The sequence below is a fragment of the Serratia silvae genome (assembly GCF_023282985.1).
GTDB classification, from domain to species: domain Bacteria; phylum Pseudomonadota; class Gammaproteobacteria; order Enterobacterales; family Enterobacteriaceae; genus Chania; species Chania silvae.
This window is the reverse complement of the sequence record NZ_JAGQDC010000002.1, coordinates 160,133-185,911: the sequence shown is the minus strand read 5'-3', so window position 1 is coordinate 185,911 and position 25,779 is coordinate 160,133. Positions and strand designations below refer to the sequence as shown.

Annotated in this window: 18 protein-coding genes and 1 tRNA gene; 9 read left to right on the top strand and 10 right to left on the bottom strand. The window is 51.5% G+C overall.

Annotated elements, in window-relative coordinates:
* Positions 1 to 82: 82 nt before the first annotated feature.
* Together pulA and gspB are read left to right on the top strand one after the other, a co-directional pair.
* The gene (gene pulA / locus KAJ71_RS02890) at positions 83 to 3,346 is read left to right on the top strand and encodes a pullulanase-type alpha-1,6-glucosidase (RefSeq protein WP_248944303.1); all 3,264 of its coding nucleotides are present in this window, start codon (positions 83 to 85) and stop codon (positions 3,344 to 3,346) included.
* Positions 3,347 to 3,556: 210 nt separating this feature from the next.
* The gene (gene gspB, locus KAJ71_RS02885; protein WP_248944302.1) at positions 3,557 to 4,111 is read left to right on the top strand and encodes a type II secretion system assembly factor GspB; all 555 of its coding nucleotides are present in this window, start codon (positions 3,557 to 3,559) and stop codon (positions 4,109 to 4,111) included.
* A gap of 49 nt (positions 4,112 to 4,160) precedes the next feature.
* On the opposite strand, the gene gspS is transcribed toward gspB, so the two are convergent.
* From gspS to ompC, 5 genes are all read right to left on the bottom strand, one after another.
* The gene (gene gspS, locus KAJ71_RS02880) at positions 4,161 to 4,553 is read right to left on the bottom strand and encodes a type II secretion system pilot lipoprotein GspS (protein ID WP_248944301.1); all 393 of its coding nucleotides are present in this window, start codon (positions 4,551 to 4,553) and stop codon (positions 4,161 to 4,163) included.
* A 337-nt stretch (positions 4,554 to 4,890) separates the two neighbouring features.
* Positions 4,891 to 4,978 (bottom strand) — tRNA-Ser (locus KAJ71_RS02875).
* Positions 4,979 to 5,136: 158 nt separating this feature from the next.
* Positions 5,137 to 5,466 carry an osmotically-inducible lipoprotein OsmE gene (osmE, locus tag KAJ71_RS02870; protein ID WP_248944300.1) on the bottom strand — a complete coding sequence of 110 codons (330 nt, stop codon included), beginning with the start codon at positions 5,464 to 5,466 and terminating at the stop codon, positions 5,137 to 5,139.
* A 116-nt stretch (positions 5,467 to 5,582) separates the two neighbouring features.
* The gene (locus tag KAJ71_RS02865) at positions 5,583 to 5,999 is read right to left on the bottom strand and encodes a VOC family protein (protein ID WP_248944299.1); all 417 of its coding nucleotides are present in this window, start codon (positions 5,997 to 5,999) and stop codon (positions 5,583 to 5,585) included.
* Positions 6,000 to 6,153: 154 nt separating this feature from the next.
* On the bottom strand, positions 6,154 to 7,269 hold the full coding sequence (ompC, locus tag KAJ71_RS02860) for a porin OmpC (RefSeq protein ID WP_248944298.1): 1,116 nt from the start codon (positions 7,267 to 7,269) through the stop codon (positions 6,154 to 6,156).
* An 838-nt stretch (positions 7,270 to 8,107) separates the two neighbouring features.
* On the opposite strand from ompC, the gene KAJ71_RS02855 reads away from it, so the two are divergent.
* Genes KAJ71_RS02855 through rcsB form a run of 3 tightly spaced genes read left to right on the top strand, consistent with a single transcriptional unit; the run spans position 8,108 to position 12,623 of the window.
* Positions 8,108 to 9,259 carry an MFS transporter gene (locus KAJ71_RS02855; protein WP_248944297.1) on the top strand — a complete coding sequence of 384 codons (1,152 nt, stop codon included), beginning with the start codon at positions 8,108 to 8,110 and terminating at the stop codon, positions 9,257 to 9,259.
* A gap of 21 nt (positions 9,260 to 9,280) precedes the next feature.
* Positions 9,281 to 11,980 carry a phosphotransferase RcsD gene (rcsD, locus tag KAJ71_RS02850; protein ID WP_248944527.1) on the top strand — a complete coding sequence of 900 codons (2,700 nt, stop codon included), beginning with the start codon at positions 9,281 to 9,283 and terminating at the stop codon, positions 11,978 to 11,980.
* Positions 11,973 to 12,623 (top strand): response regulator transcription factor RcsB, encoded by a 651-nt coding sequence (gene rcsB, locus KAJ71_RS02845; RefSeq protein WP_021178490.1) that lies wholly within the window; start codon positions 11,973 to 11,975, stop codon positions 12,621 to 12,623. Before rcsD ends, rcsB begins: the two co-directional genes overlap by 8 nt.
* An 85-nt stretch (positions 12,624 to 12,708) precedes the next feature.
* Here rcsB and rcsC read toward each other — a convergent pair whose 3' ends face one another.
* A complete protein-coding gene (gene rcsC / locus KAJ71_RS02840) occupies positions 12,709 to 15,582 on the bottom strand; it encodes a two-component system sensor histidine kinase RcsC (protein ID WP_248944296.1) in 2,874 nt (957 codons plus the stop codon).
* A gap of 169 nt (positions 15,583 to 15,751) precedes the next feature.
* Positions 15,752 to 18,403: a DNA topoisomerase (ATP-hydrolyzing) subunit A gene (gene gyrA, locus KAJ71_RS02835; RefSeq protein WP_248944295.1), complete on the bottom strand. Its 2,652-nt coding sequence runs from the start codon at positions 18,401 to 18,403 to the stop codon at positions 15,752 to 15,754.
* Between the two features lie 222 nt (positions 18,404 to 18,625).
* Between gyrA and ubiG the strand changes: the two genes are divergently transcribed.
* The 4 genes from ubiG (at position 18,626) to yfaE (ending at position 23,535) form a co-directional block, all read left to right on the top strand.
* The gene (ubiG, locus tag KAJ71_RS02830) at positions 18,626 to 19,351 is read left to right on the top strand and encodes a bifunctional 2-polyprenyl-6-hydroxyphenol methylase/3-demethylubiquinol 3-O-methyltransferase UbiG (RefSeq protein ID WP_248944294.1); all 726 of its coding nucleotides are present in this window, start codon (positions 18,626 to 18,628) and stop codon (positions 19,349 to 19,351) included.
* 432 nt (positions 19,352 to 19,783) lie between these two features.
* Positions 19,784 to 22,072: a class 1a ribonucleoside-diphosphate reductase subunit alpha gene (gene nrdA, locus KAJ71_RS02825; RefSeq protein WP_248944293.1), complete on the top strand. Its 2,289-nt coding sequence runs from the start codon at positions 19,784 to 19,786 to the stop codon at positions 22,070 to 22,072.
* Positions 22,073 to 22,143: 71 nt separating this feature from the next.
* Positions 22,144 to 23,274 (top strand): class Ia ribonucleoside-diphosphate reductase subunit beta, encoded by a 1,131-nt coding sequence (gene nrdB, locus KAJ71_RS02820; protein ID WP_024485993.1) that lies wholly within the window; start codon positions 22,144 to 22,146, stop codon positions 23,272 to 23,274.
* On the top strand, positions 23,275 to 23,535 hold the full coding sequence (gene yfaE, locus KAJ71_RS02815; protein ID WP_248944292.1) for a class I ribonucleotide reductase maintenance protein YfaE: 261 nt from the start codon (positions 23,275 to 23,277) through the stop codon (positions 23,533 to 23,535).
* 82 nt (positions 23,536 to 23,617) lie between these two features.
* Here the strand turns inward: yfaE and KAJ71_RS02810 are convergent, their stop codons facing one another.
* The 3 genes from KAJ71_RS02810 to KAJ71_RS02800 form a co-directional block, all read right to left on the bottom strand.
* The gene (locus KAJ71_RS02810) at positions 23,618 to 24,316 is read right to left on the bottom strand and encodes a DUF1120 domain-containing protein (RefSeq protein ID WP_248944291.1); all 699 of its coding nucleotides are present in this window, start codon (positions 24,314 to 24,316) and stop codon (positions 23,618 to 23,620) included.
* 119 nt (positions 24,317 to 24,435) lie between these two features.
* Positions 24,436 to 25,164 carry a DUF1120 domain-containing protein gene (locus tag KAJ71_RS02805; protein ID WP_248944290.1) on the bottom strand — a complete coding sequence of 243 codons (729 nt, stop codon included), beginning with the start codon at positions 25,162 to 25,164 and terminating at the stop codon, positions 24,436 to 24,438.
* A 51-nt stretch (positions 25,165 to 25,215) separates the two neighbouring features.
* Positions 25,216 to 25,773: a DUF1120 domain-containing protein gene (locus KAJ71_RS02800; RefSeq protein ID WP_248944289.1), complete on the bottom strand. Its 558-nt coding sequence runs from the start codon at positions 25,771 to 25,773 to the stop codon at positions 25,216 to 25,218.
* Between the last annotated feature and the right edge of the window lie 6 nt (positions 25,774 to 25,779).

The following is a 25,779-nucleotide window of genomic DNA, read 5'->3' as shown; positions in this document are numbered from 1 at the left end:
TCATGCAATATCTAATACCATCGATTTACACATTGATACCATTTTTTACTTTCTATAATGCAAGCCTGATAGGGAATTTAGAATGCTGAAAAATACCTGTAATGCCCTACTTTTCGGCTCGCTTGTCGTATTGAGCGGCTGTGATAATAATAACTCTTCAGACGTTAGCCCTGACACCAACAACCAAGAGCCGATTGCACGCCTGCCTGACATAGCCATACCTGGCGAAGCCGTCATGGCAGGTGAAAACCAGGCGGTAATTCATCTGGTCGATATTGCTGGTGTCACCAGCGGCTCCGCCGCTGATTACAGTACCAAGAACCTGTTTTTGTGGAATAACGACACCTGTGACGCCCTGGATAACCCCTCTGGGGACTGGAATGACACCAGCACAACACCGACAGGCAGCGACCGTTATGGCCCGTATTGGGTGCTACCACTGACCAAAACCACTGGATGCATCAACTTCATTCTGCGTGATGGCACCAATAAGCTGATTGATACGGATATGCGTTTATCGTTCAGTGATTTTCCGGACAGGACCGTTTCTACCCTTGCAGGTAGCAGCACGCTTTATGATACCCGTGCCGAAGCTTTCCGCGCGGCCTTCGGGGTGGCTCTGGCTGAAGCCCATTGGGTAGATAAACACACCCTGCTGTGGCCTGCCGGGGAAGGGAAACCTATCGTGCGTCTGTACTATAGCCACAGTGGCAAAGTGGCCGCCAACAGAGAAGGGAAATTTACCGATCGCTATATTTCTCTGACACCGACCAGCATCAGCCAGGAACTGGGTTCGCGTTTCCCTCACCTTTCGGGTTATACCGCCTTCAAGTTGCCGGATAATACAAAAGTAGACGAACTGCTTAGCGGCGAAACCATCGCCCTGGCCACCAATGAGGACGGCATTCTTATTTCAGCGACTCAGGTACAAACCGCTGGCGTTCTCGATGATCGCTTCTCAGCCGCAGCGGAAAACCTGGAATATGGTGCTCTGCTGACCGATTCTGGCGTCACTTTCCGCGTCTGGGCACCAACGGCTCAGCAGGCAGAACTGGTGATCTACAGTGCGGATAAAAAAGTCATTGGTAGCCATCCGATGACCAGAGATAACGATTCCGGTGCCTGGTCATATCAAGGCAGCCACGACCTTAAAGACGCTTTTTATCGTTACGCCCTGACCGTTTATCATCCGCAATCGCGCAAAGTGGAACAGTATGAAGTCACCGACCCTTACTCCCATAGCCTCTCCACGAACTCCGAATACAGCCAGGTCGTGGATCTCAATGACAGCGCGTTGAAACCTGAAGGCTGGGACAGCCTGACAATGCCACACCCACAGACCAGCCAGGCTGATATTGCCAAGATGGTCATCCATGAGTCGCATATCCGTGATCTTTCCGTCTGGGATCAGACCGTTCCTGAACAGGTACGGGGTAAATATCTGGCGTTGACTGCCAGTGACAGCAATATGGTGCAGCATCTCAGGCAGCTTGGACAAGCTGGCGTAACCCACATTGAATTGCTACCGGTGTTCGATCTGGCCACCGTTAATGAGTTCAACGACAAAGTGGCGGATCTCACCCATCCATTCAGTCGGCTTTGTGAACTGAACAGCGCCGTTAAGCAAAGCCGTTTTGCCAGCGACTGTGGGAGTTCAACCTCCATCGGTGATGTACTTGACGAACTGAAACAGAATGACAGCCAGGACAACCCGCAGGTGCAGGAACTGAATGGCTATGTGGCCCAGACTGACTCCTACAACTGGGGTTATGACCCGTTCCACTACACGGTGCCTGAAGGTTCTTACTCTACCAATCCCGAAGGCACTGCCCGCATCAAAGAGTTTCGTACCATGGTGCAGACCATCAAGCAGCAACTGGGCATGAACATCATCATGGACGTGGTTTATAACCACACCAATGCGGCTGGCCCAACGGAGCGTACCTCGGTGCTGGATAAAATCGTGCCCTGGTATTATCAACGTTTGAATGAAACTACGGGCAGTGTAGAGTCGGCCACCTGCTGTTCCGACTCGGCCCCCGAACACCGGATGTTTGCCAAACTGATTGAAGATTCTCTGGTGGTCTGGAGCCGAGACTACAAGATTGACGGATTCCGCTTTGACCTGATGGGCTATCATCCGAAAGCACAAATCCTGGCGGCCCGGGAGAAAGTAAAATCGGTGAACCCCAGCGTTTATTTCTTTGGTGAAGGTTGGAATTCTGGTCAGGAAGATCGCTTCGAAATCGCTTCGCAGATCACGTTAAAAGGCACCGGCATTGGCACATTCTCCGATCGGCTGCGTGATGCTGTTCGCGGAGGCGGCCCGTTTGACTCTGGTGATGCCTTGCGTCAAAACCAGGGGGTGGGTAACGGCGCTGGGGTATTGGCTAACGAATTAACCCAGCAAAATGAGGACACCGTGCGCCATCTGGCCGATCTGACACGTTTGGGCATGGCCGGCAACCTGGCTGAATTCCTGTTGATCGATAAAGACGGCTCCGTCAAGAAAGGCAACGAAATTGACTATAACGGGGCGATTGGGGGCTATGCCAACGATCCGACCGAAGTGGTCAACTATGTTTCCAAACACGACAACCAAACCTTATGGGATATGATCAGTTACAAAGCCGCACGTGAAGCCGATCTCACCACTCGCGTACGCATGCAGGCGGTGTCACTGGCCACTACGTTGTTGGGGCAAGGGCTGGCATTCGATCAACAAGGCTCAGAACTCTTGCGTTCCAAGTCATTTACCCGTGACTCATTTGATGCCGGGGACTGGTTTAACCGTGTGGATTACAGCTATCAAGACAACAACTTCAACGTTGGTATGCCACGCATCAGCGATGACGGTGATAACTACTCGCTGATCGCCAGCGTAAAAGATGCTGTTGCCACACCGGGGCAAACAGAGATCGCGCAGATGACCTCGTTCTATCAGGAACTCACCCAATTGCGCCAATCCTCGCCTCTGATTGCCTTGGGTAGTGGCCATGAAGTGATGAAGCGTGTCGATTTCCGTAACACGGGCGCAGAACAGCAACTGGGCTTACTGGTGATGACCATTGATGATGGGGTTCAGGCGGGCAACGATCTTGATCCACAAGCCGATGCGTTAGTCGTTATCATCAACGCAGCGCCGGAAGCCAGAACGCTTAATGACTTTACCGGTGAAAACCTCACCCTGAACGCGATCCAACAAAACCTAGGAGACCGATCACTCGCCTCCGGCATCAATATTACCGCAGAGGGCAGCGTTACAGTCCCAGCCTGGTCGGTGGCCTTGTTGGTCAAACAACAAGTCGCTGCTCAAGGTGCAGGTTTGCCTGTAAACAGTAAATAAAACGGTCCGTTTCGGGTCACCATCAGGTGGCCTGAAACGAGATGTTAAACCAACTGAATCACATCAATCCCGAATATAAGTACAATGCTATTGACCCAGGTTTTCTGTCAGGATATACCCTTCATACTTTGGCGTTGCCCTAGTATTGGCGACACGCCAATAAAACAACCTCTGGCTGTAGAAATCAGCGTTAATTAAAGGTTCAGGGATGTGAACAATAAATCGAGAGTAGAGCCAAAAGTCGGCGTTCAGCCCGCCAAGGGGCTGTTTATTCCCCGCTATCTGCTGCCAGTGTATGCATTGTTGTTAATAGCGATAGGTTGGTTTTCCGGACAGCACTGGCGTAACAACGAAGCTTTCGCTGCCCCCGCGTTGACTCAAGTTGTTCCCTCTGCCGCGGTAAAAACGGAGATGTCCAGGCATACGGTTGCCGACGCTGAGATAGAGACTGCGCACGATGAAAATAAACCGGCGCAACAAGTGGGATCAGATAAAAAAATCCCCCCCTCCTTAGCCAGTGATGAGTTAACCCCTTTAAGATACAGTGCACACGTTTACGCATCAGAAGATGAGAAGCGCAGCATCACACTGAACGGTCAGCGTTATCAGGAAGGAGACAGCCCGGCCCCCAACCTTACGATTGAGCAAATACAACAGGACGTGACTATCTTTAACTTCAATGGCGATGTGTTCACACTTGACGCATTAGCGGATTGGCCGGGCGGCAAGGTGGATAGAGAAAGCGCCGCCGAAGGATCAGAATAACTCTTACCGCTAGCCCGGACACTTGGCACAGGGCGTCAAGTTGGTGTCACTAACTGCTTCTTTCTGCACGCAGTTCGTCGGTAAAAGGTGCCAACAAGCTGTTAAAGCTGCTGCACTTGGTTTTCTCCGGCGTATTGTCTCTCATCAGACCTTGATAAATTTCCTCACTACGCTGCGGCAAAGCCCCGTAGCCAGTGCTATTCCAACCCCGTTGCTTGGCGACTTTGTAGGCAACCTTGTCAATGACCGCATCACTGGGTAAATCACTACGATTACACTTATATTTCAAATACTTGGTACTGGCAACTATCGAAGCCAGCTGTTCTATCTGTTCATTAAGGGCGACTGGATTCTTTTGCAGAGAAGAACGTGGTTGCTGACAACCCGCCGTTACCAGCAAAAACAACACAGGGACAAGACGAAAAACCAGATTTAACTGCATGATAATAATGATCTTATCTTGATTAAGTAGTTGCTATTTTAACAAATCACCCAGCACTGTCACTTGCTAGAGTGAAAAGTTTTCCTTATTGCGATCCCGCTTACAGATTCATTTTCAGGACTTTGCATTTTACTTCGTAGCCACACAAGCAGGGCACGGCACGATAGAATCAACGATATCTATGATTGAGCGGTGATTAATCCACGGCGTAAATGACTGACACTGAAAAATGGCTTCCACCCCTTTTTATTCAAGGTACTACATCGCCATATGAGTTAGCACTTATAGGACAGGCATAACAAAAACCCCAAGCTCTTACGAGCTTGGGGTCTGTATTTGGCGGAAGGACAGAGATTCGAACTCTGGGAGCTGTTACACTCGACGGTTTTCAAGACCGTTGCCTTAAACCACTCGGCCATCCTTCCAATGGGCGCAGATATTAACGGTACCGTTATGAAATGTCTATCGTTTTCGCGTAAAAAAATGCGTCAAAACGCTCGTTCGCTTAAATTTCAGGCCAATTGCGCTTAAAAAAACCAGAGCCCCGCATCAGCGAGGCTCTTTTCAGTCAATAAATAGGCGGTTATTTCGGTTGGGTATCGTACTCAGAACAGCTCTGATAGCCCTTGTTCATCACGTGGCCCGTGTCGTTGTAGCTGACAAAATAGGTCTGCACTTTGCCGTCCCGTGGTGCAACGGCATAGGTATCACAGGTCCCCTGCGCATAAACCAAGGTGGCAGAAGTCGATGGTGGCCCGGCAATTGCGCGCACTTGCTGTTTAGTCATCCCGACTTTTACATCGCTTACCACAGGCTCGTTCACATAGCTCGCGGCCCTGTCGTAAGTGGTACATCCAGTAAGTACGGTAAATACCGCCGCAGTGCATACGGCTAAAATCAATTTATTGGTCATAGTTTATCCTCTTAGCATGCTTATTGTTATCTAAGTGTAGAAGCGAAAAGGCTTTTCTACCAATAATGCTTTGTCTTCTAGTGCTAAACCACCACTCAACGACGACCAATGGGCAACTAATAATTAGCCCAGATGCCCGGCGTAACCAGTTCCAACAGGTGGCCATCTGGATCGCGGAAATAAATGCTCTCCGCGCCCTGTTCCCAACGCATACGCCCTTCTATCTCAACGCCGTGTTCGGCCAACTGCTGCTCCCACAGGGGTAACTGGGCCTTGCTCACGGCCAAACCAAGATGCTGTGGGCCACTGCCGTCATGAGGGGGAATATAACCTCCCGGATAATGAGCGCCGTTCAGCGAATCCCCGGCGACAAACAGCAGCAACACGCTTTGATCGGAGATGTTATAGGCCCGGAAGCGTTCATTCGCTACCATAGCTGGCAGTTGCAACACCTGCTGATAGAAGGCAGCGGCACGTTCGATATCGTTAACATACAGCACCGTCTCAATCACACGCTCAATCTTAAGTTCCATACCAACCTCCTGAATTATCAATTTATAAACAGGGTAGGCGTGTACAGACTCAGCAGAATAGCAATCAGTGCCGCGCGAAGATCAATCTGTGCGGCTGACTAACGGACAAAAAAAACGCGGCCCGAAGGCCGCGTGATCACATTCACAAAATTGCTTAGAACTGGTAAACCAGGCCTACAGCAACCACGTCGTCGGTATTGATACCGGCTTTGTCGGTAAATGTGTTGTCGTCCAGCAGGTTGATTTTGTAGTCAACGTAGGTGGACATGTTTTTGTTGAAGTAGTAGGTCGCACCCACATCAACATATTTCATCAGATCTTGATCGCCGTAACCGCCGCCGATGTCCTTGCCTTTAGACTGCAGGTAAGCCACGGAAGGACGCAGGCCGAAGTCGAACTGGTACTGCGCAACCACTTCGATGTTCTGTGCCTTGTTCGCGTAACCATACACAGAGCTATTGTTGCTGCCGAAGCGGGTCGCGTTGTAAGACTGGGTGTACATCGCTGCCAGGTAGACGTTGTTGGCGTCGTATTTCAGACCACCGCTATAGGCTTCGGCTTTGTCACCACGACCCAGGATGGGAGAGGTGCCGTTAGGACCGCCGTTCTGATCGTTGGTACGGTCAGAGCTGAAATAGGCCGCAGCGGCACTGATGCCATAACCCAGATCGTAGGAAGTAGACATGCCGTAACCGTCACCGTTCTGGTTCAGGACATCACGGCCATTGTTGCTTTCTTCACCGTTGCCGTTTTTACCCTGATACTGCAGGGCAAAGTTCAGGCCATCAACCAGACCGAAGAAGTTGTTGTTACGATAAGTCACAACACCGCTGGTACGTTGGAACAGGAAGTTGTCCGCGCCATAGGTATCGCCACCAAACTCAGGCAACACGTCGGTCCATGCGCCGATGTCATACATCACACCGTAGTTACGGCCGTAATCCAATGAGCCGTAATCGCCGAATTTCAGACCAGCGAAGCCCACACGGGTGAATGAGTCATTTTCGTCTTCAGTTTTGTTCAACTGAACCTGATATTCCCACTCACCATAACCGGTCAGCTGATCGTTGATCTGAGTTTCGCCACGCAGGCCAAAACGCATGTAAGACTTATCGCCGTCGGTTTTATCGTTGTCGGAAAAATAGTGAAGACCATCGATTTTACCGAACAAATCCAGTTTATTGCCGTCTTTGTTGTAGATTTCTGCTGCACCTGCTGTGCCTGCCATCAACAGAGCTGGGACGACCAGAGAGAGTACTCGAAGTTTCATCGTTATTATCCTCTTAATTATGTCGAGCTACGGCCACTGCTCTTCATGAGCATTATTAGCGCGACTGTGCATTACCATTCTGGTAACAAGGGCTATATTAATCCAGAAAGGAAATGATACCAAGTATCCGATAGTGTTTCACACCCATATTTAAAGGTTTCTAAATGTAAATTCCAGCGAACTTTAACAAAACATTACCGACAAAAGCAATAAAGCACCGAAAGATAAAAAAATAAATTAAACCTTATAAAACAAACAGATATACAAATATTTATAAAAATAAAGATAACAGTACAAAAGTATCCATTAATAAGCACATTGTGCCAAAAACCTTCTCCCACCTGGCGTTATAATCACCCCGCTATCATCATTATTTTCATTATTACCTTCATTATCCGTATGATAATTTTTGTAGTTACAACCGGCCTCTGGCCGGTTTTTTTATCCCCAAAACCGGCGCATTAATCGTTCCAATAAAGCATTTTATGCATAAGTTTAATTACAGAGAGATATCATAAACACTCTTAACTACCGCACTAATAGCTAAATTAACAGTGAAAAAACCGCCAGCAAATTAACCAATGAATAATTTACCGCCACTCATCGTTTAAATAACCCGCAACCACATACAAAATAATAATGAATCCCCCATCAATTCCCACGCTAATAAATTTATTACCTTGAGAAACTATTTCCCCTTCATCAGCGAGTGGCCTAAAACAGATTCTCCCCCTGATAGGCCACACCGTTGACGCGAATCCTTTCGACCCTGATCACAGATTGTGATAAAAACAGGGGTTCATTTAAGCCACTACCCAGAGCCGATCCCGATACCGACATGACAGTCACTTGCAACGAACAAAGTAAGCCCGGTGTGCCCGAGCAGAATGCCACCCGTCTGGCCTTTTTTATCGCTGGACTTGCGATGGCCACCTGGGCGCCGCTGGTGCCTTTTGCCAAAACACGTATCAATATAGATGACGGTTCATTAGGCCTGTTGCTCCTATGCATCGGGGTTGGATCGATCATGGCAATGCCGTTGACTGGTCTATTGACCGGCAAATTTGGCTGTCGTCGCGTGATCTTGTTGGCGGGGGTCGCCCTGTGCATCGATTTGCCGCTGCTGGTGCTGATGGATTCCACTCTGGGAATGGCATTAGCGTTACTGCTGTTCGGTGCGGCGATAGGTATGATTGACGTTGCCATGAACATTCAGGCCGTGGTGGTAGAACGCGCCAGCAATCGTGCCATGATGTCTGGCTTTCACGGTTTCTTCAGCGTTGGGGGGATCGCCGGTGCTGGTGGGGTCAGCGCTCTATTATGGCTGGGACTAGGCCCGCTGCAAGCCACTCTGATCGCCGTCGCCGCCATTCTGGCACTGTTGTTGATTGCCAGTAAAAACCTGCTGCGTGAAAGCGGCGGAGACAAAGAAGGCCCGATGTTCGTTCTGCCACGTGGCTGGGTGATGTTCATTGGCCTGCTGTGCTTTATCATGTTCCTGGCGGAAGGCTCAATGCTCGACTGGAGTGCGCTGTTCCTGACCACCCTGCGCGGGATGGATCATAACCAGGCTGGGTTGGGTTACGCTTTATTCTCCATTGCCATGACGATCGGCAGGCTAAATGGCGATCGAGTGGTGAATGCCTTGGGCAGATATCAGGTGCTGTTGCTGGGTAGCCTGTGTGCGGCCATCGGCCTGGCGCTAGCCATTGCCATAGACAGCGCCATAGCCTCTTTGATTGGTTTTATGCTGGTCGGCGTTGGGGCATCCAATGTGGTCCCTATTCTGTTTAGTGCTGCCGGGAACCAACGCGTCATGCCAGCCAACCTGGCCATCGCTTCGGTCACAACGGTGGGCTATGCCGGTATTCTGGCTGGCCCGGCAGTGATCGGGCTAATCGCCCAGATCTCCAGCCTGACGTTTGCCCTGGCCTGTGTCGCTGCATTACTGCTGATCGTCACTGCCAGCGCCAAAGCGGTCACTCGCTAATTTCAGGAATGCGTAGCCATGTTGCAAGATAGACAATTGACCATTAACTCCCGCTACATCACCCGCAGCTTCTGGCTGTTTATCGTCCTGCTGGCCGTGGCCATTGGGTTGTACAGTTACAACTACACCAACGCCTATCTGACGGAGAAAAAACATGCCGTCAGCACCATCGCCAGTGTGCTGCAAAAGCGTATCGACAGCTACCGCTCCCTGACCTACCAAATCTACGACAAATTCGGAAATACTGCGGCTCTTCCTATTGAAAGCCATCTGCAGGAAACCCGTCTGCGCCCGGATGTTTTTTACGTTGAGAAGCCGCGCAGCAAAACCGATGCGGTCATTTTTGGCAACCACGACAACGCCACGCTGGCTACCATTGCCAATATTTCGGACTTCCTGGATAACCGCTGGGGAACCGAGACCGAAAACTATGCGATGTATTTTCTCAACGGGCAAGATAACAGCCTAAGCCTGGTGACGACCCAATCGCTGAAAGAGCTGACCTCGCGGTTGAAAGAAAACTACCTGACCACTTCGGTGGCAGACCGTCGCACCGAAATGCTACAGCAGGCCAATATGCTGGACGAACGCGAGAGTTTTTCCGGCCTGCGCAAACAGCGTTTCCAGAACACCTATTCGTTTTCTATCCGCACCACCTTTAACCAGCCGGGGCATTTGGCCACGGTGATCGCCTTCGATCTGCCGATTAACGATATCATTCCGCTGAATATGGCCCGCGGCAACTTCCTGTTGCAGCCCGATGATGAAGAAATCGACGACAACGTAGTGCCAAGCGAAACGGCAATCAACGCCCAAGCCGCCTTGAAAGGTAGTTGGGTTGAATTCAGTGTTTCCTTGCCCAACTCGCCGTTGCAGTTGATTTACCGCGTTTCAGCTTTCAATCTGGCGATTGACCTGCTGCGCAATAACATCTGGTTACTGGCGGTCAATCTGCTGTTGCTGACGCTATCGATGGTGGGCATTTATTTCCTCCGCCAGCAATATATCCGCCCCAGCGAAAACATAGCCGCCGAGCTAGAGCTCCAACGTTCGCTCAACCAGGAAATTGTCGCCAGCCTGCCTTGCGGGCTGTTGGTTTATGACTTTGCCGATAACAGCGTAATTACCAGCAACAAGATCGCCGAGCACCTGATGCCGCACCTCAGCCTGTCCAAAATTGCCCATATGGCAGAGCAGCATCATGGTGTGATCCAGGCCACGGTCAACAACGAAGTCTATGAGATCCGCATCTTCCGCAGCCAACGAACGGCTGAAACCTATCTGTTCCTGCTCAACGATCAGGATAAAGAAGTGATGGTGAACAAACGGCTGCAACAGGCTCGCCGCGAATACGATAAAAACGTTCAGGCCCGTAAGTTGATGCTGCACAACCTGGGGATCGAGCTTAATCAGCCAGTGCGGCAAATGCATGAGCTGGCCGAGAGCCTCTACCAACTGTCAGATGCCAAGCAGCAGGCATTGCTCAAACAACTCAACCTGGCTTCTGCATCGGTATTGGATCTGATCGACAATATCACCCTGCTCACCAGGCTGGAGACACAGGATTGGCTGCCAGTACGTCAACCGTTCACCCCCTCTGCACTGCTGGATGAACTTCTGCTGGACGTTCTGCCAGCCATCAACCAGAAAGGGCTTGCGCTGTTCAGTCACGTTAATCTGGACGTCAACCAACAATATATTGGCGATGCAGGCGCACTGCGCAAAATCCTTTCATTGCTGCTGCGCTATGCCATCATCACCACCGCCTATGGCAAGATCACCCTGATGGTTGAACAGGAAGCCGATCGCCCTGAACACCTGGTATTTCATATCAATGACACTGGCGCTGGCATTTCCAATGAGGAAATCAGCAACCTGACCTACCCGTTCCTGAGTCAAACGCTGGTCGACCGCTTCGACCACGGTTCTGGGCTGACGTTTTTCCTGTGTAATCAGCTGTGCAAAAAACTCAATGGCCAATTGGATATCCGCAGCAAAATCGATATCGGTACCCGCTATACCATTCGTGTCACTATGGAGCAGGAGAAAACAGAGGAACAGACGACGGAGAAATTACTCGATGGGGTAACAGCGCTGCTGGATATCACCTCCGACGAGATCCGCCGCATCGTGACTCAGCTACTGACGAGCTACGGAGCCAACTGCATCGTAGCCGAGGAGCACAAAAACAGCCGCGATTACGATGTGCTGCTGACCGATAATCCGCAGCAGGCCAACGACTATACGTTGCTGCTAGCCAGCGATGAAGCTGGCTGGCAACAGCTTGATAAAGGCTATATTCGCGTCAACTATAACCTGCACAACGCCATGATCGACGCTATTCTGAGCTTGATAGAACACCAGATGGCGGCGCAAGAGCAGCAAGAAAATCCTGTAGAATCACTGACAGATAGCGTTCAAGTATATGAAAAACAATTGAGATCAAGTGATTACTATGGTTTGTTTATTGATACAGTACCCGACGATATCAAAAAACTGTATACTGAGGCGGGCAGCAGTGATTTTGCAGCGCTGTCTCAAACCGCACACCGCCTGAAGGGCGTGTTTGCTATGTTAAATCTGCTTCCCGGAAAGCTTCTGTGTGAATCGTTAGAACAGCACATCGCGGACGGTGATGCGCTCAAGATCGAGAATAACATCAGTCAGATTGATTTTTTCGTCAGTAGACTGTTGCAGCAAGGTAGCCAACAACATGAATAACCTGAACGTAATTATTGCCGATGACCATCCTATCGTACTGTTTGGCATCCGGAAGTCACTTGAGCAAATTGAGTGGGTGAATGTCGTTGGTGAGTTCGAGGACTCGACAGCACTGATCAACAATCTGTCCAAGCTGGACGCCAACGTACTGATCACCGATCTTTCGATGCCGGGTGACAAATATGGCGACGGTATTACGCTGATAAAATATATCAAACGCCACTATCCGCAATTGTCGATCATCGTTCTGACCATGAACAACAATCCGGCCATTCTCAGCGCAGTGTTGGATCTGGACATCGAAGGCATCGTACTAAAACAGGGTGCGCCTACTGATTTACCAAAAGCGCTGGCCGCATTGCAGAAAGGCAAGAAATTCACGCCAGAGAGCGTCTCGAAGCTGTTGGAGAAAATCAGTGCCAGCGGTTACGGTGACAAGCGCCTCTCCCCGAAAGAAAGTGAAGTGCTGCGTCTGTTCGCCGAAGGTTTCCTGGTGACCGAGATCGCCAAAAAACTGAACCGCAGCATCAAAACTATCAGTAGCCAGAAGAAATCGGCCATGATGAAACTGGGTGTTGATAACGATATCGCACTGCTTAACTATCTCTCTTCCGTCAGTATGACGCAATTGGATAAAGACTAAGGTTAAACGGGCACAGCTCATACGTAGTGAGTCCTGTCAGGGAATACCGGTCATCAAAAGGGCGCTCTTATGCGCCCTTTTGTGTTTATGCAGTTTCCGACTCCCCCCTATGCCACCGTACTCGTTGACTGTAATAGCCCAGCGACTGCTCCAACGTCTCCAACGTGACCGGTTTCGACAGGCAGTTATCCATCCCGGCCTCAAGACAGCGCTGTTTCTCTTCCGCCAGCGCATTAGCCGTAACGCCAATCACCGGGGCAGTGAAATTCGACCGACGCAGGCAACGTGTCAATTCATAGCCGTCCATATTCGGCATATTAACGTCGGTCAACACGATATCCACCACATTACGATCCAGCACGCCAAGCGCGTCGACACCGTCATTGGCGGTAATCACCTGATATCCCAACGATACCAGCTGATCGGACAGCAAGCGCCGGTTAATCGGGTGATCGTCCACCACCAGCAGGCGAATATCCCCGTTGTCGGCACTATTGGCCTTAACCGGTAACGGCAGTTGCACCAACGCCTTATCGCTTTCGGTAACCACGCCAAACAACCGGTTCAACAGCAGGATGACATCCCGTGGCGTGGAGGTACTATGCAGCCAGTAACCCGAGTGCGTTTCCAATGACGGCCCAATGTGCGCAATGGAGAACTCAATCTGTGCCAACAGCGGGGTGTCCACCTGCAAAGGATAATCGCTGAGTAGAACATCCCCTACCGCAGTTTGCTGCCCCTCATAACATAATACCGTGGCACCGTAGCCGCCAAGGATCGCCTGCAGATAGCTTTCCAACCGCTGATTACGAATTTGCAGCCACAGATTTTTGCCCTGCCAGGTATCGCTGGCCTGCGGCGTCGGGAACAATGCCCCAAACAGCGGAATACGAATGGTAAACAGGCTGCCGAGGCCAGGCTCGGACTCCACCGCAATATCACCATCCATCAGGTTGATCAGTTTTTCACAAATCGCCAGCCCAAGCCCAGTGCCCTGGAAATGGCGCTGCACCCCGCTGCCAACCTGGAAGAAGGGATCAAACAGGCGCAGGATTTCTTTTTCTGGAATGCCCACACCGGTATCGCGAACGCTGAACTCCAGATAGCTGTCACGGGTGCAGACCTGCAGGATGATACAGCCGGTATCGGTAAACTTGATGGCGTTATTCAACAGGTTAGATAACACCTGCTGCAAACGCACGGGATCGCCATTGATACGCTCAGGCACACCTTGTTCAATAAAACAGTACAAACCGAGCCGCTTTTTCACCACCAGCGGCAAGTAGTTACCCGCAATATGGGTAATGACTTCCAGACAAGAAAACTCACGTGGTTCTATCTTCAACTGCTCCGACTCAATCTTGGAGAAGTCCAGGATGTCGCTAATGATCTTCAACAACAGCCCCGAGGAGTTATTCATCGCATTGACCAGGCGATCAACCCCTTGCGGCAACGCCTTGGTCTGCAGCAGATCCAGGTTGCCGATGATCCCGTACAGCGGCGTGCGCAACTCATGGCTGACGGTGGCCAGGAACATCGATTTGGACTGGCTGGCCTGCTCAGCCGCCGCCGCCATTTCCTGCAGCGACTCTTCCATTTTGACGCGGGCGCTAACGTCAACCAGCACGCAGATAGCCACGTCCTCATTGCGGTAACGGGAATGAACAAAGCTGATTTGCAAGTTGTTGTTGTTACTGGTCATCACATCAACAAAGTTGACCTGCTGTTCGCAGATAATGCGGGTAATGCGATCACGATCCTCGTTGGTCAACAGGTTGATATAGTTATGCGCCAGTTCATTACTCAGAATATTGGTACCATCACTGATGCGCAGAATGCAGATGCCCACCGGCGCCGAAGCCACGATTTTGCGGTTGAACTGTTCATGTTCCTCCAACCGGAAGGCATTCTCCTCCGCAGGCAGGAACATCTTGCGTTCGAACAGCCACGCCAGGCTGAACAGCACCACGGCCGACAGCAGGTTAAGCAGCACCGCGTTGAGGATCAGCACCTTGAAACGCTCCACCACGCTCTTCACCGGCAATGAGTACACGATGCTGAGCGACGAAGGCGGCAGCGCCTTCTTCATGATCAGATCCTGGTAGCTGTCGACATAACCAAAATAGGTGTGTTCCTGCGGATAAACATTGAGCGAAGAGGCATAGCGCTCGCCATTGGCCAGTTGCAGCACCGATTCGTTGTTCTCATCCAGCAGATTAACCCCCACCGGCAAGTTGCTGGTGGTGACAAAGTCCTCCAGGCGGATCGTCTGTTCAATCCCCAGCAGCGCTTCAAGCTTGTTGCCGACATATACCGGCGTCATCACATACAGGTAACCTATATCAGGCCGCTGCTGGCTGGGGCTGATCCAGTAAAGGTTATTGTCTTTCTCCGCGCTGTTAGCGGCGTTACGGTATTTAAGGATGCGCTCATGCAGCGCCTTGAGCACGTTTTGCCGGTCGGTGATGCTGTTGCTGCTACCGAATTCCGTCATGCACAGGCTGTCACTGCCGATAAAAAACACCCGATTCAGGTCATAGGCCGCGACAAAGTTTTCTTTCCAGTATTGGATCAGACCGTTTAGCGAGGTGATCGAGTCACGGTAGTTGGAGTTCAGCGCACAGTTGGATTCCGAGTACAGCGGCTTCAGTTCCGTTGGAATGCTTTGGCCATTCATCATGCCGGTGAACAGCTCGAGGCTCCCGACCGTGCCGTTGAGCCGATTTTCCGCCATATACTTGATATCACGAATGATATCTGCCGAGTGGCGAATGTAGCCCTGAGCCAGGTCAAAGTTGAGATTATATTCCTGCCTGATATCGGATTCTTTCTCATGCACGATATCCAGGATATAAAACGTGGTCAGCAGTGCACCCAGCGACCACAGCATGAACGCCAGCACCCGAAACAGATAACGGGAAATTTTTAACGTGGTACGGAAAGAGGCTAAGTATTTCAAGCGGGTACCATGCCAGAGTAAAGGGTGACGAGCATAATCATAGCAAAACAACGATCCCGTGCAGTATCGACAAGTGATTGCAGTAATTAAACCATACAAGTGAAAAAGGGCCTAGCATCGCTGCCAAGCCCTTTTTATCCACCCAGATTTACGGCCAAGGCCGTACTACTTAGGCGTTCTCATCATCCAAATCGTCTACGGCGCCGGTATCCTCATCACCCTCATCGAGTGGTGTGGTATCTTCTTCCGCTTCTTCTGTACCTGATTCAAGGCTATCAAGCTCTTCATCTTCAACCGGTTCAGCGACGCGCTGCAGGCCGACGACGTTTTCGTCTTCCGCAGTACGGATCAGGGTGACACCCTGGGTGTTACGGCCAACCACGCTGACTTCCGCGACACGGGTACGCACCAGCGTGCCTGCATCGGTGATCATCATGATTTGATCGGTAGTTTCTACCTGAACAGCCCCAACTACCTGACCATTACGTTCGCTTACCTTGATGGAGATAACCCCTTGGGTCGCGCGCGATTTGGTCGGATATTCCGTTACCGCAGTACGCTTGCCGTAGCCGTTCTGAGTTACGGTCAGGATATCGCCTTCACCACGAGGAATAATCAGCGAGACCACGCGATCGCCATCACCGAGGTTGATACCGCGTACGCCGGTAGCGGTACGGCCCATCGAGCGCACCTGCCCTTCTGGGAAGCGCACCACTTTACCGTTGGCGGAGAACAGCATCACTTCATTGCTGCCGTCGGTCAGGTCAACACCAATCAGCTCGTCACCCTCGTTGAGGTTAACGGCGATGATGCCAGCGCTGCGTGGACGGCTGAACTCGGTCAATGCGGTTTTCTTCACGGTACCGCTGGCGGTAGCCATAAACACGTGGCGCCCTTCTTCGTATTCACGCACCGGTAGAATGGCGGTGATACGTTCGTTGGCTTCCAGCGGCAACAGGTTGACGATTGGCCGGCCACGGGCACCGCGGCTGGCTTCCGGCAGTTGATACACCTTCATCCAGTACAGACGACCACGGCTGGAGAAGCACAGGATCGTGTCGTGGGTGTTGGCCACCAGCAGACGATCGATAAAGTCTTCTTCTTTAATACGGGCGGCTGACTTGCCTTTACCACCACGACGCTGCGCTTCATAGTCGGTCAGAGGCTGATACTTCACGTAGCCCTGATGCGACAATGTCACGACCACATCTTCCTGGTTGATCAGGTCTTCGATGTTGATATCAGACGTGTTGGCGGTAATTTCGGTACGGCGTGCGTCACCAAACTGATCGCGCATCGCTTCCAGTTCTTCACGGATCACTTCCATCAAGCGGTCTGGGCTTTCCAGAATAAAGATCAGCTCGGCGATGATGTTCAGCAGCTCTTTATACTCGTCCAGCAGCTTCTCATGCTCCAGGCCGGTCAGTTTCTGCAAGCGCAGATCCAGGATCGCCTGAGCCTGTTGCTCGGTCAGGTAATATTTACCGTCACGGATGCCGAACTCTGGCTCCAGCCACTCTGGACGTGCGGCATTATCACCGGCACGTTCCAGCATCGCCCCAACGTTGCCCAGATCCCAAGGCTGCGCGATTAACGCAACTTTCGCTTCTGCCGGAGTCGGCGCGCGGCGGATCAGTTCAATAATCGGATCGATGTTGGCCAACGCAATGGCTAACGCTTCCAGGATATGGGCGCGATCGCGGGCTTTACGCAGTTCGAAAATGGTACGGCGGGTCACCACTTCACGGCGGTGGCGCACAAATGCACGCAGAATATCTTTCAGGTTCAGCAACTTTGGCTGGCCCTGATGCAGTGCCACCATGTTGATACCGAACGTTACCTGTAGCTGAGTCAGCGAATACAGGTTATTCAGTACCACTTCACCCACGGCGTCACGTTTGACTTCAATCACGATGCGCATACCGTCTTTATCAGACTCGTCACGCAGCGCGCTGATGCCTTCAACGCGTTTTTCTTTCACCAGCTCGGCAATTTTCTCGATCAGGCGCGCTTTGTTCACCTGATAAGGAATTTCATGCACGATGATGGTTTCGCGGCCGGTTTTAGCATCCGCCTCTACCTCGGCACGGGCGCGGATATACACTTTGCCACGGCCGGTACGGTAGGCTTCTTCGATACCACGACGGCCATTGATAATTGCCGCCGTCGGGAAGTCCGGGCCTGGAATGTGTTCCATCAGCCCTTCAATGCTGATGTTTTCATCCTCGATATAGGCCAGACAGCCATTGATAACTTCAGACAGGTTATGCGGCGGAATGTTGGTCGCCATGCCCACGGCGATACCGGACGCGCCGTTGACCAGCAGGTTCGGGATCTTGGTTGGCATAACGGCCGGGATCTGCTCGGTACCGTCATAGTTTGGCACGAAGTCGACGGTCTCTTTTTCCAGATCCGCCAGCAGTTCGTGGGCGATTTTCGACATGCGCACTTCGGTATAACGCATTGCTGCGGCGGAGTCGCCGTCCACAGAACCGAAGTTACCCTGGCCGTCCACCAACATGTAACGCAACGAAAACGGTTGGGCCATACGGACGATTGTGTCATACACCGCGCTGTCACCATGCGGGTGATACTTACCGATCACGTCCCCAACGACACGGGCCGATTTCTTGTAGGGTTTATTCCAGTCGTTACCCAGTACATTCATCGCGTACAGAACGCGGCGGTGCACCGGCTTCAGTCCATCACGAACATCTGGCAACGCACGGCCGACAATAACGGACATCGCGTAATCCAGATACGAGCTTTTCAGCTCTTCTTCGATATTTACCGGTGTGATTTCTCTGGCAAGGTCGCTCATGGAGCTGCTATCCCTCATACTGAATGATTCATCTGCCTTGGCATATTGCCAAAGGTGTAAAACTATATCACAAAGCGCGCTTTACGGGGAAATTACCGGCACTGTTTCGGCAAAACGTGCTGGCCTATGGGCGAAAAAAGCCCCGATAACAACTGCGCTGCGCCAAGCGTGTCGGAACATGTATAATCTGCATCATAAAAGAACCAGGAGCCAATAACGCCCATGAATGCTGAATCATCCCGTCACGCGCAAAACGTTGATCACCAGGAAATCGCCAAATTTGAAGCCGTCGCCTCGCGCTGGTGGGATCTGGAAGGTGAGTTCAAGCCGCTGCATCGCATCAATCCGCTGCGTCTGAATTATATCATGCAGCGCGCAGGAGGCATTTTTGACAAACAAGTGCTCGACGTTGGCTGTGGCGGCGGCATTTTGGCAGAGAGCATGGCACGTGAAGGTGCGTTGGTGACCGGGCTGGATATGGGGGCTGAACCGCTCCAGGTGGCGCGACTCCATGCGCTGGAAAGCGGTATGCAGGTAACCTACGTGCAAGAAACGGTAGAAAGTCATGCGCAGGCCCACCCACAACAGTATGACATCGTCACCTGTATGGAGATGCTCGAACACGTCCCCGATCCGGCTTCCGTAGTGCGCGCCTGTGCACATTTGGTCAAACCGGGCGGCCACGTGTTCTTCTCCACCATTAACCGCAATACCAAAGCCTGGCTGATGGCGGTCATCGGCGCCGAATACGTGCTCAAGATGGTGCCACAGGGCACCCATGATCATAAGAAGTTTATCCGCCCTTCTGAACTGATCGGCTGGGTCGACGGCACCGAGCTGCGTGAAAAACATATCATCGGCTTGCATTACAACCCGATCACCGACCATTTCAAACTGGGCCGCAACGTTGATGTGAACTACATGGTGCATACCCAGCATCAGGGCTAAACCCGCCGCAGCGCACCGGAAGCGATTTTTCCGTCCCCGGTGCAACTAAGCGTATAAGATAAATACCTATTTATTCGATTTCGATCAAAAAAGCCGATATAAGCCATTTTTAAGAATATAAAAGCAGATCAATATGCGGTTTTTTTCTAACGTTTAATAAAGCGGCAAACGATCAGGATTTTCACAAAAACAGTAAAATCTCATCGCGCTTGTTGACAACCTTGCCACCCCAGATAGGGCGCGCACTAGGAACGATTCGTAACATTTCACCCCCAAGTTATCCACAAGATCGGCAGGTTTTGTTCACTTGCAAACCCGCCATTTTATCACTATCTTGTTACTTCACCGATATAAACCCCCTATATATAGTGTTTACATACTGAGCAGAGCGACTACACTTTCTGCTTAGGGGAATCTCACGGACAGGTAAAAATGAACCAAAGCCTACTTGTAACTAAACGCGATGGCAGTAAAGAGCGCATCAACCTCGACAAAATCCACCGAGTCATCGACTGGGCCGCGGAAGGTTTAAACAACGTCTCGGTCTCTCAAGTAGAGTTACGTTCACACATTCAGTTTTATGACGGCATCAAAACCGCCGATATTCATGAAACCATCATCAAGGCCGCAGCCGATCTGATCTCCCGTGACGCCCCGGACTATCAGTATCTGGCCGCTCGCCTCGCCATCTTCCATCTGCGTAAAAAAGCTTACGGTCAGTTTGAACCACCGAAGCTGCTCGACCACGTCGCACGCATGGTAGATATGGGCAAATACGATAAACATCTGCTGGAAGACTACACCACTGAAGAGTTCGAGCAGATGGACTCCTTTATCGATCACTGGCGTGATATGAACTTCTCCTACGCTGCAGTGAAGCAGCTGGAAGGGAAATATCTGGTGCAGAACCGCGTCAGCGGCGAGATTTACGAGAGCGCCCAGTTCCTGTATATCCTGGTAGCCGCGTGCCTGTTCTCTAACTACCCACGCGCCACCCGTCTGGACTACATCAAACGTTTCTATGACGCGATCTCCACCTTCAAGATTTCACTGCCTACGCCAATCATGTCTGGCGTGCGCACCCCAACCCGCCAATTCAGCTCTTGCGTGCTGATCGAGTGTGGTGACAGCCTGGATTCCATCAACGCCACCTCCAGCGCCATTGTAAAATACGTTTCACAGCGTGCCGGTATCGGCATCAATGCTGGCCGTATTCGTGCATTGGGTAGCCCAATTCGTGGCGGTGAGGCCTTCCACACCGGCTGTATCCCGTTCTACAAGCACTTCCAGACCGCAGTGAAATCCTGCTCTCAGGGCGGTGTACGTGGTGGTGCAGCAACGCTGTTCTACCCAATGTGGCATCTGGAAGTTGAAAGCCTGCTGGTGCTGAAAAACAACCGTGGGGTTGAAGGCAACCGTGTCCGCCACATGGACTATGGCGTGCAACTCAACCGCCTGATGTATCAGCGTCTGATCAAGAATGAAGACATCACCCTGTTCAGCCCGTCTGACGTCCCAGGGCTGTACGACGCGTTCTTCGCCGATCAGGACGAGTTCGAGCGTCTGTACACCCTTTATGAGAAAGACGACAGCATTCGTCAGCAGCGAGTGAGAGCGGTAGAGCTGTTCTCACTGATGATGCAGGAACGTGCTTCTACCGGCCGTATCTACATTCAGAACGTCGACCACTGCAACACCCACAGCCCGTTCGATCCGCAGATCGCCCCAGTGCGCCAGTCAAACCTGTGCCTCGAAATCGCACTGCCGACCAAACCGTTGGATGACGTTAACGACGAAAACGGCGAAATCGCGCTGTGTACGCTGTCAGCATTCAACTTGGGTGCGATTGAGAGCCTGGACGATCTGGAAGAGCTAGCCACGCTGGCCGTGCGTGCGCTCGACGCCCTGCTGGATTATCAGGATTACCCGATCAAAGCCGCTCACCGTGGCGCGATGGGCCGCCGTACCTTGGGTATCGGTGTGATCAACTTCGCCTATTACCTGGCGAAGAACGGCGTACGCTATTCCGATGGCAGCGCCAATAACCTGACCCACAGAACCTTCGAAGCGATCCAGTACTACCTGTTGAAAGCCTCGAACCGTCTGGCTCAGGAGCAAGGAGCTTGCCCGTGGTTCAATGAAACCACCTATGCGCAGGGCATCTTGCCAATCGATACTTACAAGAAAGATTTAGACGCGATCTGTAGCGAACCTCTGCATTACGATTGGGAAAGCCTGCGTGAAGAGATCAAGGCGACCGGTCTGCGCAACTCAACGCTGTCTGCGTTGATGCCGTCGGAAACCTCGTCGCAAATCTCCAATGCCACCAACGGCATTGAGCCACCACGCGGCCATATCAGTATCAAAGCGTCCAAAGACGGCATTCTGCGCCAGGTCGTTCCTGAGTATGAGCGTCTGAAAAATGACTACGAACTGCTGTGGGAATTACCGAATAACGACGGTTACCTGCAACTGGTTGGCCTGATGCAGAAATTTATCGATCAGTCGATCTCGGCGAACACCAACTATGACCCAACCCGTTTCCCGGGTGGCAAAGTGCCAATGAAGCAGTTGTTGAAAGATCTGCTCACCACCTACAAGTTCGGTGTCAAAACGCTGTATTATCAGAACACCCGCGACGGTGCAGATGATATCCAGGAAGACATGCAGCCTGCTCAGGGCGGCGATGACGACTGTGAAGGCGGCGCCTGCAAGATCTAACATATGACACAGCGGGCCGGAACTCTTCCGGCCCCTTTAATTTTCAGCTCGGCACTAATGGATCCAAGCTCATGGCTTACACTACTTTTTCTCAAAACAAAAACAACCAGTTGCTTGAGCCGATGTTCTTCGGCCAGTCGGTCAACGTGGCGCGTTTCGACCAGCAAAAACATGAAATATTCGAAAAGCTGATCGAAAAGCAACTCTCCTTCTTCTGGCGTCCGGAAGAGGTTGATGTCGCGCGCGATCGTATCGACTATCAAGCGCTGCCGGAACACGAGAAACACATCTTCATCAGCAACCTGAAGTATCAGACGCTGCTCGATTCCATCCAGGGCCGCAGCCCTAACGTGGCGTTTCTGCCGCTGATCTCCATTCCGGAACTGGAAACCTGGATCGAAACCTGGTCATTCTCCGAGACCATCCATTCGCGTTCCTACACCCATATCATTCGTAACATCGTTAACGATCCATCGGTGGTGTTTGACGATATCGTCACCAACGAGGAGATCCTCAAGCGCGCAAAAGATATCTCCGGCTACTACGACGATCTGATCGAGATGACCAGTTACTATCATTTGCTGGGCGAAGGCACGCATCAGGTTAATGGTAAAACGGTGACCGTTAACCTGCGCGCCATCAAAAAGCAGCTGTATTTGTGCCTGATGAGCGTCAACGCGCTGGAGGCCATTCGTTTCTACGTTAGCTTCGCCTGTTCGTTTGCTTTCGCCGAGCGTGAGCTGATGGAAGGCAACGCCAAAATCATCAAGCTGATCGCCCGCGACGAAGCCCTGCACCTGACCGGTACGCAACATATCCTGAACCTGATGCGCTCGGGCGCCGATGACCCAGAGATGGCTGAAATCGCCGTGGAATGCCAGCAACAGTGCTATGACCTGTTCGTCCTGGCGGCACAGCAAGAGAAAGAGTGGGCCGAATATCTGTTCCGTGATGGCTCCATGATTGGCCTGAACAAAGACATCCTGTGCCAGTACGTGGAATACATTACCAATATCCGCATGCAGGCCGTCGGCCTGGGATCGCCATTCCCAACCCGTTCCAACCCAATCCCGTGGATCAACGCCTGGCTGGTGTCGGATAACGTGCAGGTGGCTCCGCAGGAAGTGGAAGTCAGCTCTTACCTGGTCGGCCAGATTGACTCTGAAGTCAACGCCGACGACCTGAGTGATTTCGAGCTGTAAGTGGCTGCACCAACCATCACGCTGCGTACCACCGGTACGCAGCTCTCCTGCCCCGAAGGTGAGAGATGCCTGCTCGACGTGCTTGAACTGCATGAGGTGGCGGTGGAATACCAATGCCGCTCCGGTTATTGCGGTGCCTGCCGAGTGAAATTACTGAAGGGTGAGGTCGCTTACCACCAGCAGCCGTTGGCATTTATCAATCACGGCGAGATCCTGCCTTGCTGCTGCATGCCTGCCGTGGATATTGAACTAGAAATCTAGGCTGCGCACAAAATCAGGCTGTGTCCCCCAATGGCATGTGAGCGCCACTGGCGGCCAATTGGGCACGTGGCAAGTCGTGAGTTTACAGGTACTGCAGGCTTAGGGTGGTGCCAGTATTAAAGTTGACGGCGTCTTTCAGCTCATCCACTACTTTAGGATCAATTGCAGCAGAAATCTTGATAACACCCGAGATATTAGTGGCTTCCTGTGGTGTGATACCGCTCCCCCAGCTATGGAGTACAGAGCCATCCTGATACAGCACATGATCGTCTAGCTCAGTGACTGCGTTCCAATGAACTCCGTTATCTTTGGAGAACATGAGCTCTGCGCTTTCTCCATCCAAGGTAGCGCTTGCCAGCATAGTGATAAAATAACCCATGTCTTGATCATCAAGCAGTCCCAGGGAAGCAATCTGTCCGTTATCAGTACGAATCGTTTTTTTAATCTCACTAATGTAGTTCGTAACGCCAAAAGGACTCTGGGCTGTAGGTAAGTTGTCAGCTTGTGCATATAATGCCGCTTTTACAGTAGAGTCGCATTGGATATTAAAGCTAATGAGCTTATAGCCTAAATGATATGCCATGTGGTTTTTAGCCTGTCTTGGCTGAGCGCTATCTGCCAAATTGCCGAAATCAGCTGAACCATCAACAGAGATGGAACAGGCGGCAGGAATGACAGCACCTTTCACCGTAATTTGGGCAGTTTCCGCCGCCATCGCAGAAAGAGAGCCGGCAGAGGCAACAAGAGCAAAGGACAGCACTGTCATTTTAAACACTTTCATTTAAATACCATTTTTAAAATTACCCAATATTAATTACAACTCCCCCTAGGTTCTGTGATAACAAAGCACAGCGAGTAAACATTGTCTGGCAGGCCACTGCCAGACAATATGCGGGGGGTTTACAGATAGTGCAGGCTTAAGGTAGTGCCGGTGTCAAAGCGGATGGCGTCGTTCATCTTGTCCACAATCTCAGGATAAACTGCAGCAGAGATAGTGATAACACCAGAGATATCGCTGGCTTCTTGCGGTGTGGTGTCTTTCCCCCAACCATGGAATACAGAACCATCCTGGTACATCACATGAGTGCGGGGTCCAGAGACTGCTTGCCAACTGCCGCCATTATCTTGAGAAAAGATAAGCTCGGCGTTTTTGCCATCCAAGGCGACACTTGCAAGCGCCACGGTAAAATAGCCGATGTCTTCACCATCAATGAGTGCCAGTGATGCAAGCTGTGCAGGCAATGACTGAAGTGTTTTCTCCGTATCACTAATATAGCTCGTAATACCGATAGTGCTCGGGCCTGTAGGTGGAGTATCTGCCTGTGCGGATAACGCCACTTTGGCGGCAGAGTTACAGTGGATATTAAAATTAATGGGCTTATAGCCTAAATGGTAGGCATTTTGCTCTTTAGGTTTTTCTTTCAGCTCGTTTTTTTTCAAATTGCCGAAGTCAGCTGTACCATCAACAGAGATGGAACAGGCTGAAGGGAATACCGCCCCTTTCACCGTAATTTGGGATGTTTCCGCTGCCATCGCAGACAGGGAACCGGCAGAGGTGGCGATGACAAGAGACAGCGCTGTAATTTTAAATACGTTCATTTCAGTACCATTATTCAGATTAACTAACATTGACCATCCCTAGATTGAATACCTCTTCCATAACCAAAACAGAGGCAATAACTAGTACTGCCGTGCCTCAAACCTCACTTGACCGCCCAGTTCCGTCAGATCACGGATCCGGCCCTCATCCCCCGATGCTGGAAAATCCAGGCGCAGTTGCAACGTCAGCAAATGAGTCTCCTTCCCGGCAACCGCGGGTGCGAGCGTAGTAAGCTGGCTACCAGGAGGCAGTAACACTGACGAGCCAGGTGATAGCTGCTTTTCGCCCTGCGACGCAGAACTCAGCCTCAGCCCGGTGTCTCCGCCATCATATTGTGCTGCCAGCAACGACAGTGTCATCCTGCCCATAGCACCAAAGTGAAAGTGTTGCCCCCCCTCATCCGGCGTACCGTCAATCAGCAAGGTGATTGGCCCCTCCCCCACACACTCAGCGACAACTGTCACCTCTTGCCGAGTAAACAGCGTTGCTGCGTTTGCAGTATGGCGTTGCTTGCCCAACTGTATCTCCGGGTGTGATACGACTACCTGACAGTTCTGTGCCATGCTGTACGGCGTGACAAACCACAGCAGGGTGATAAGGCTCAATCCCCGGATTAATGTGATGGTTTTCCGTTTCACACATCC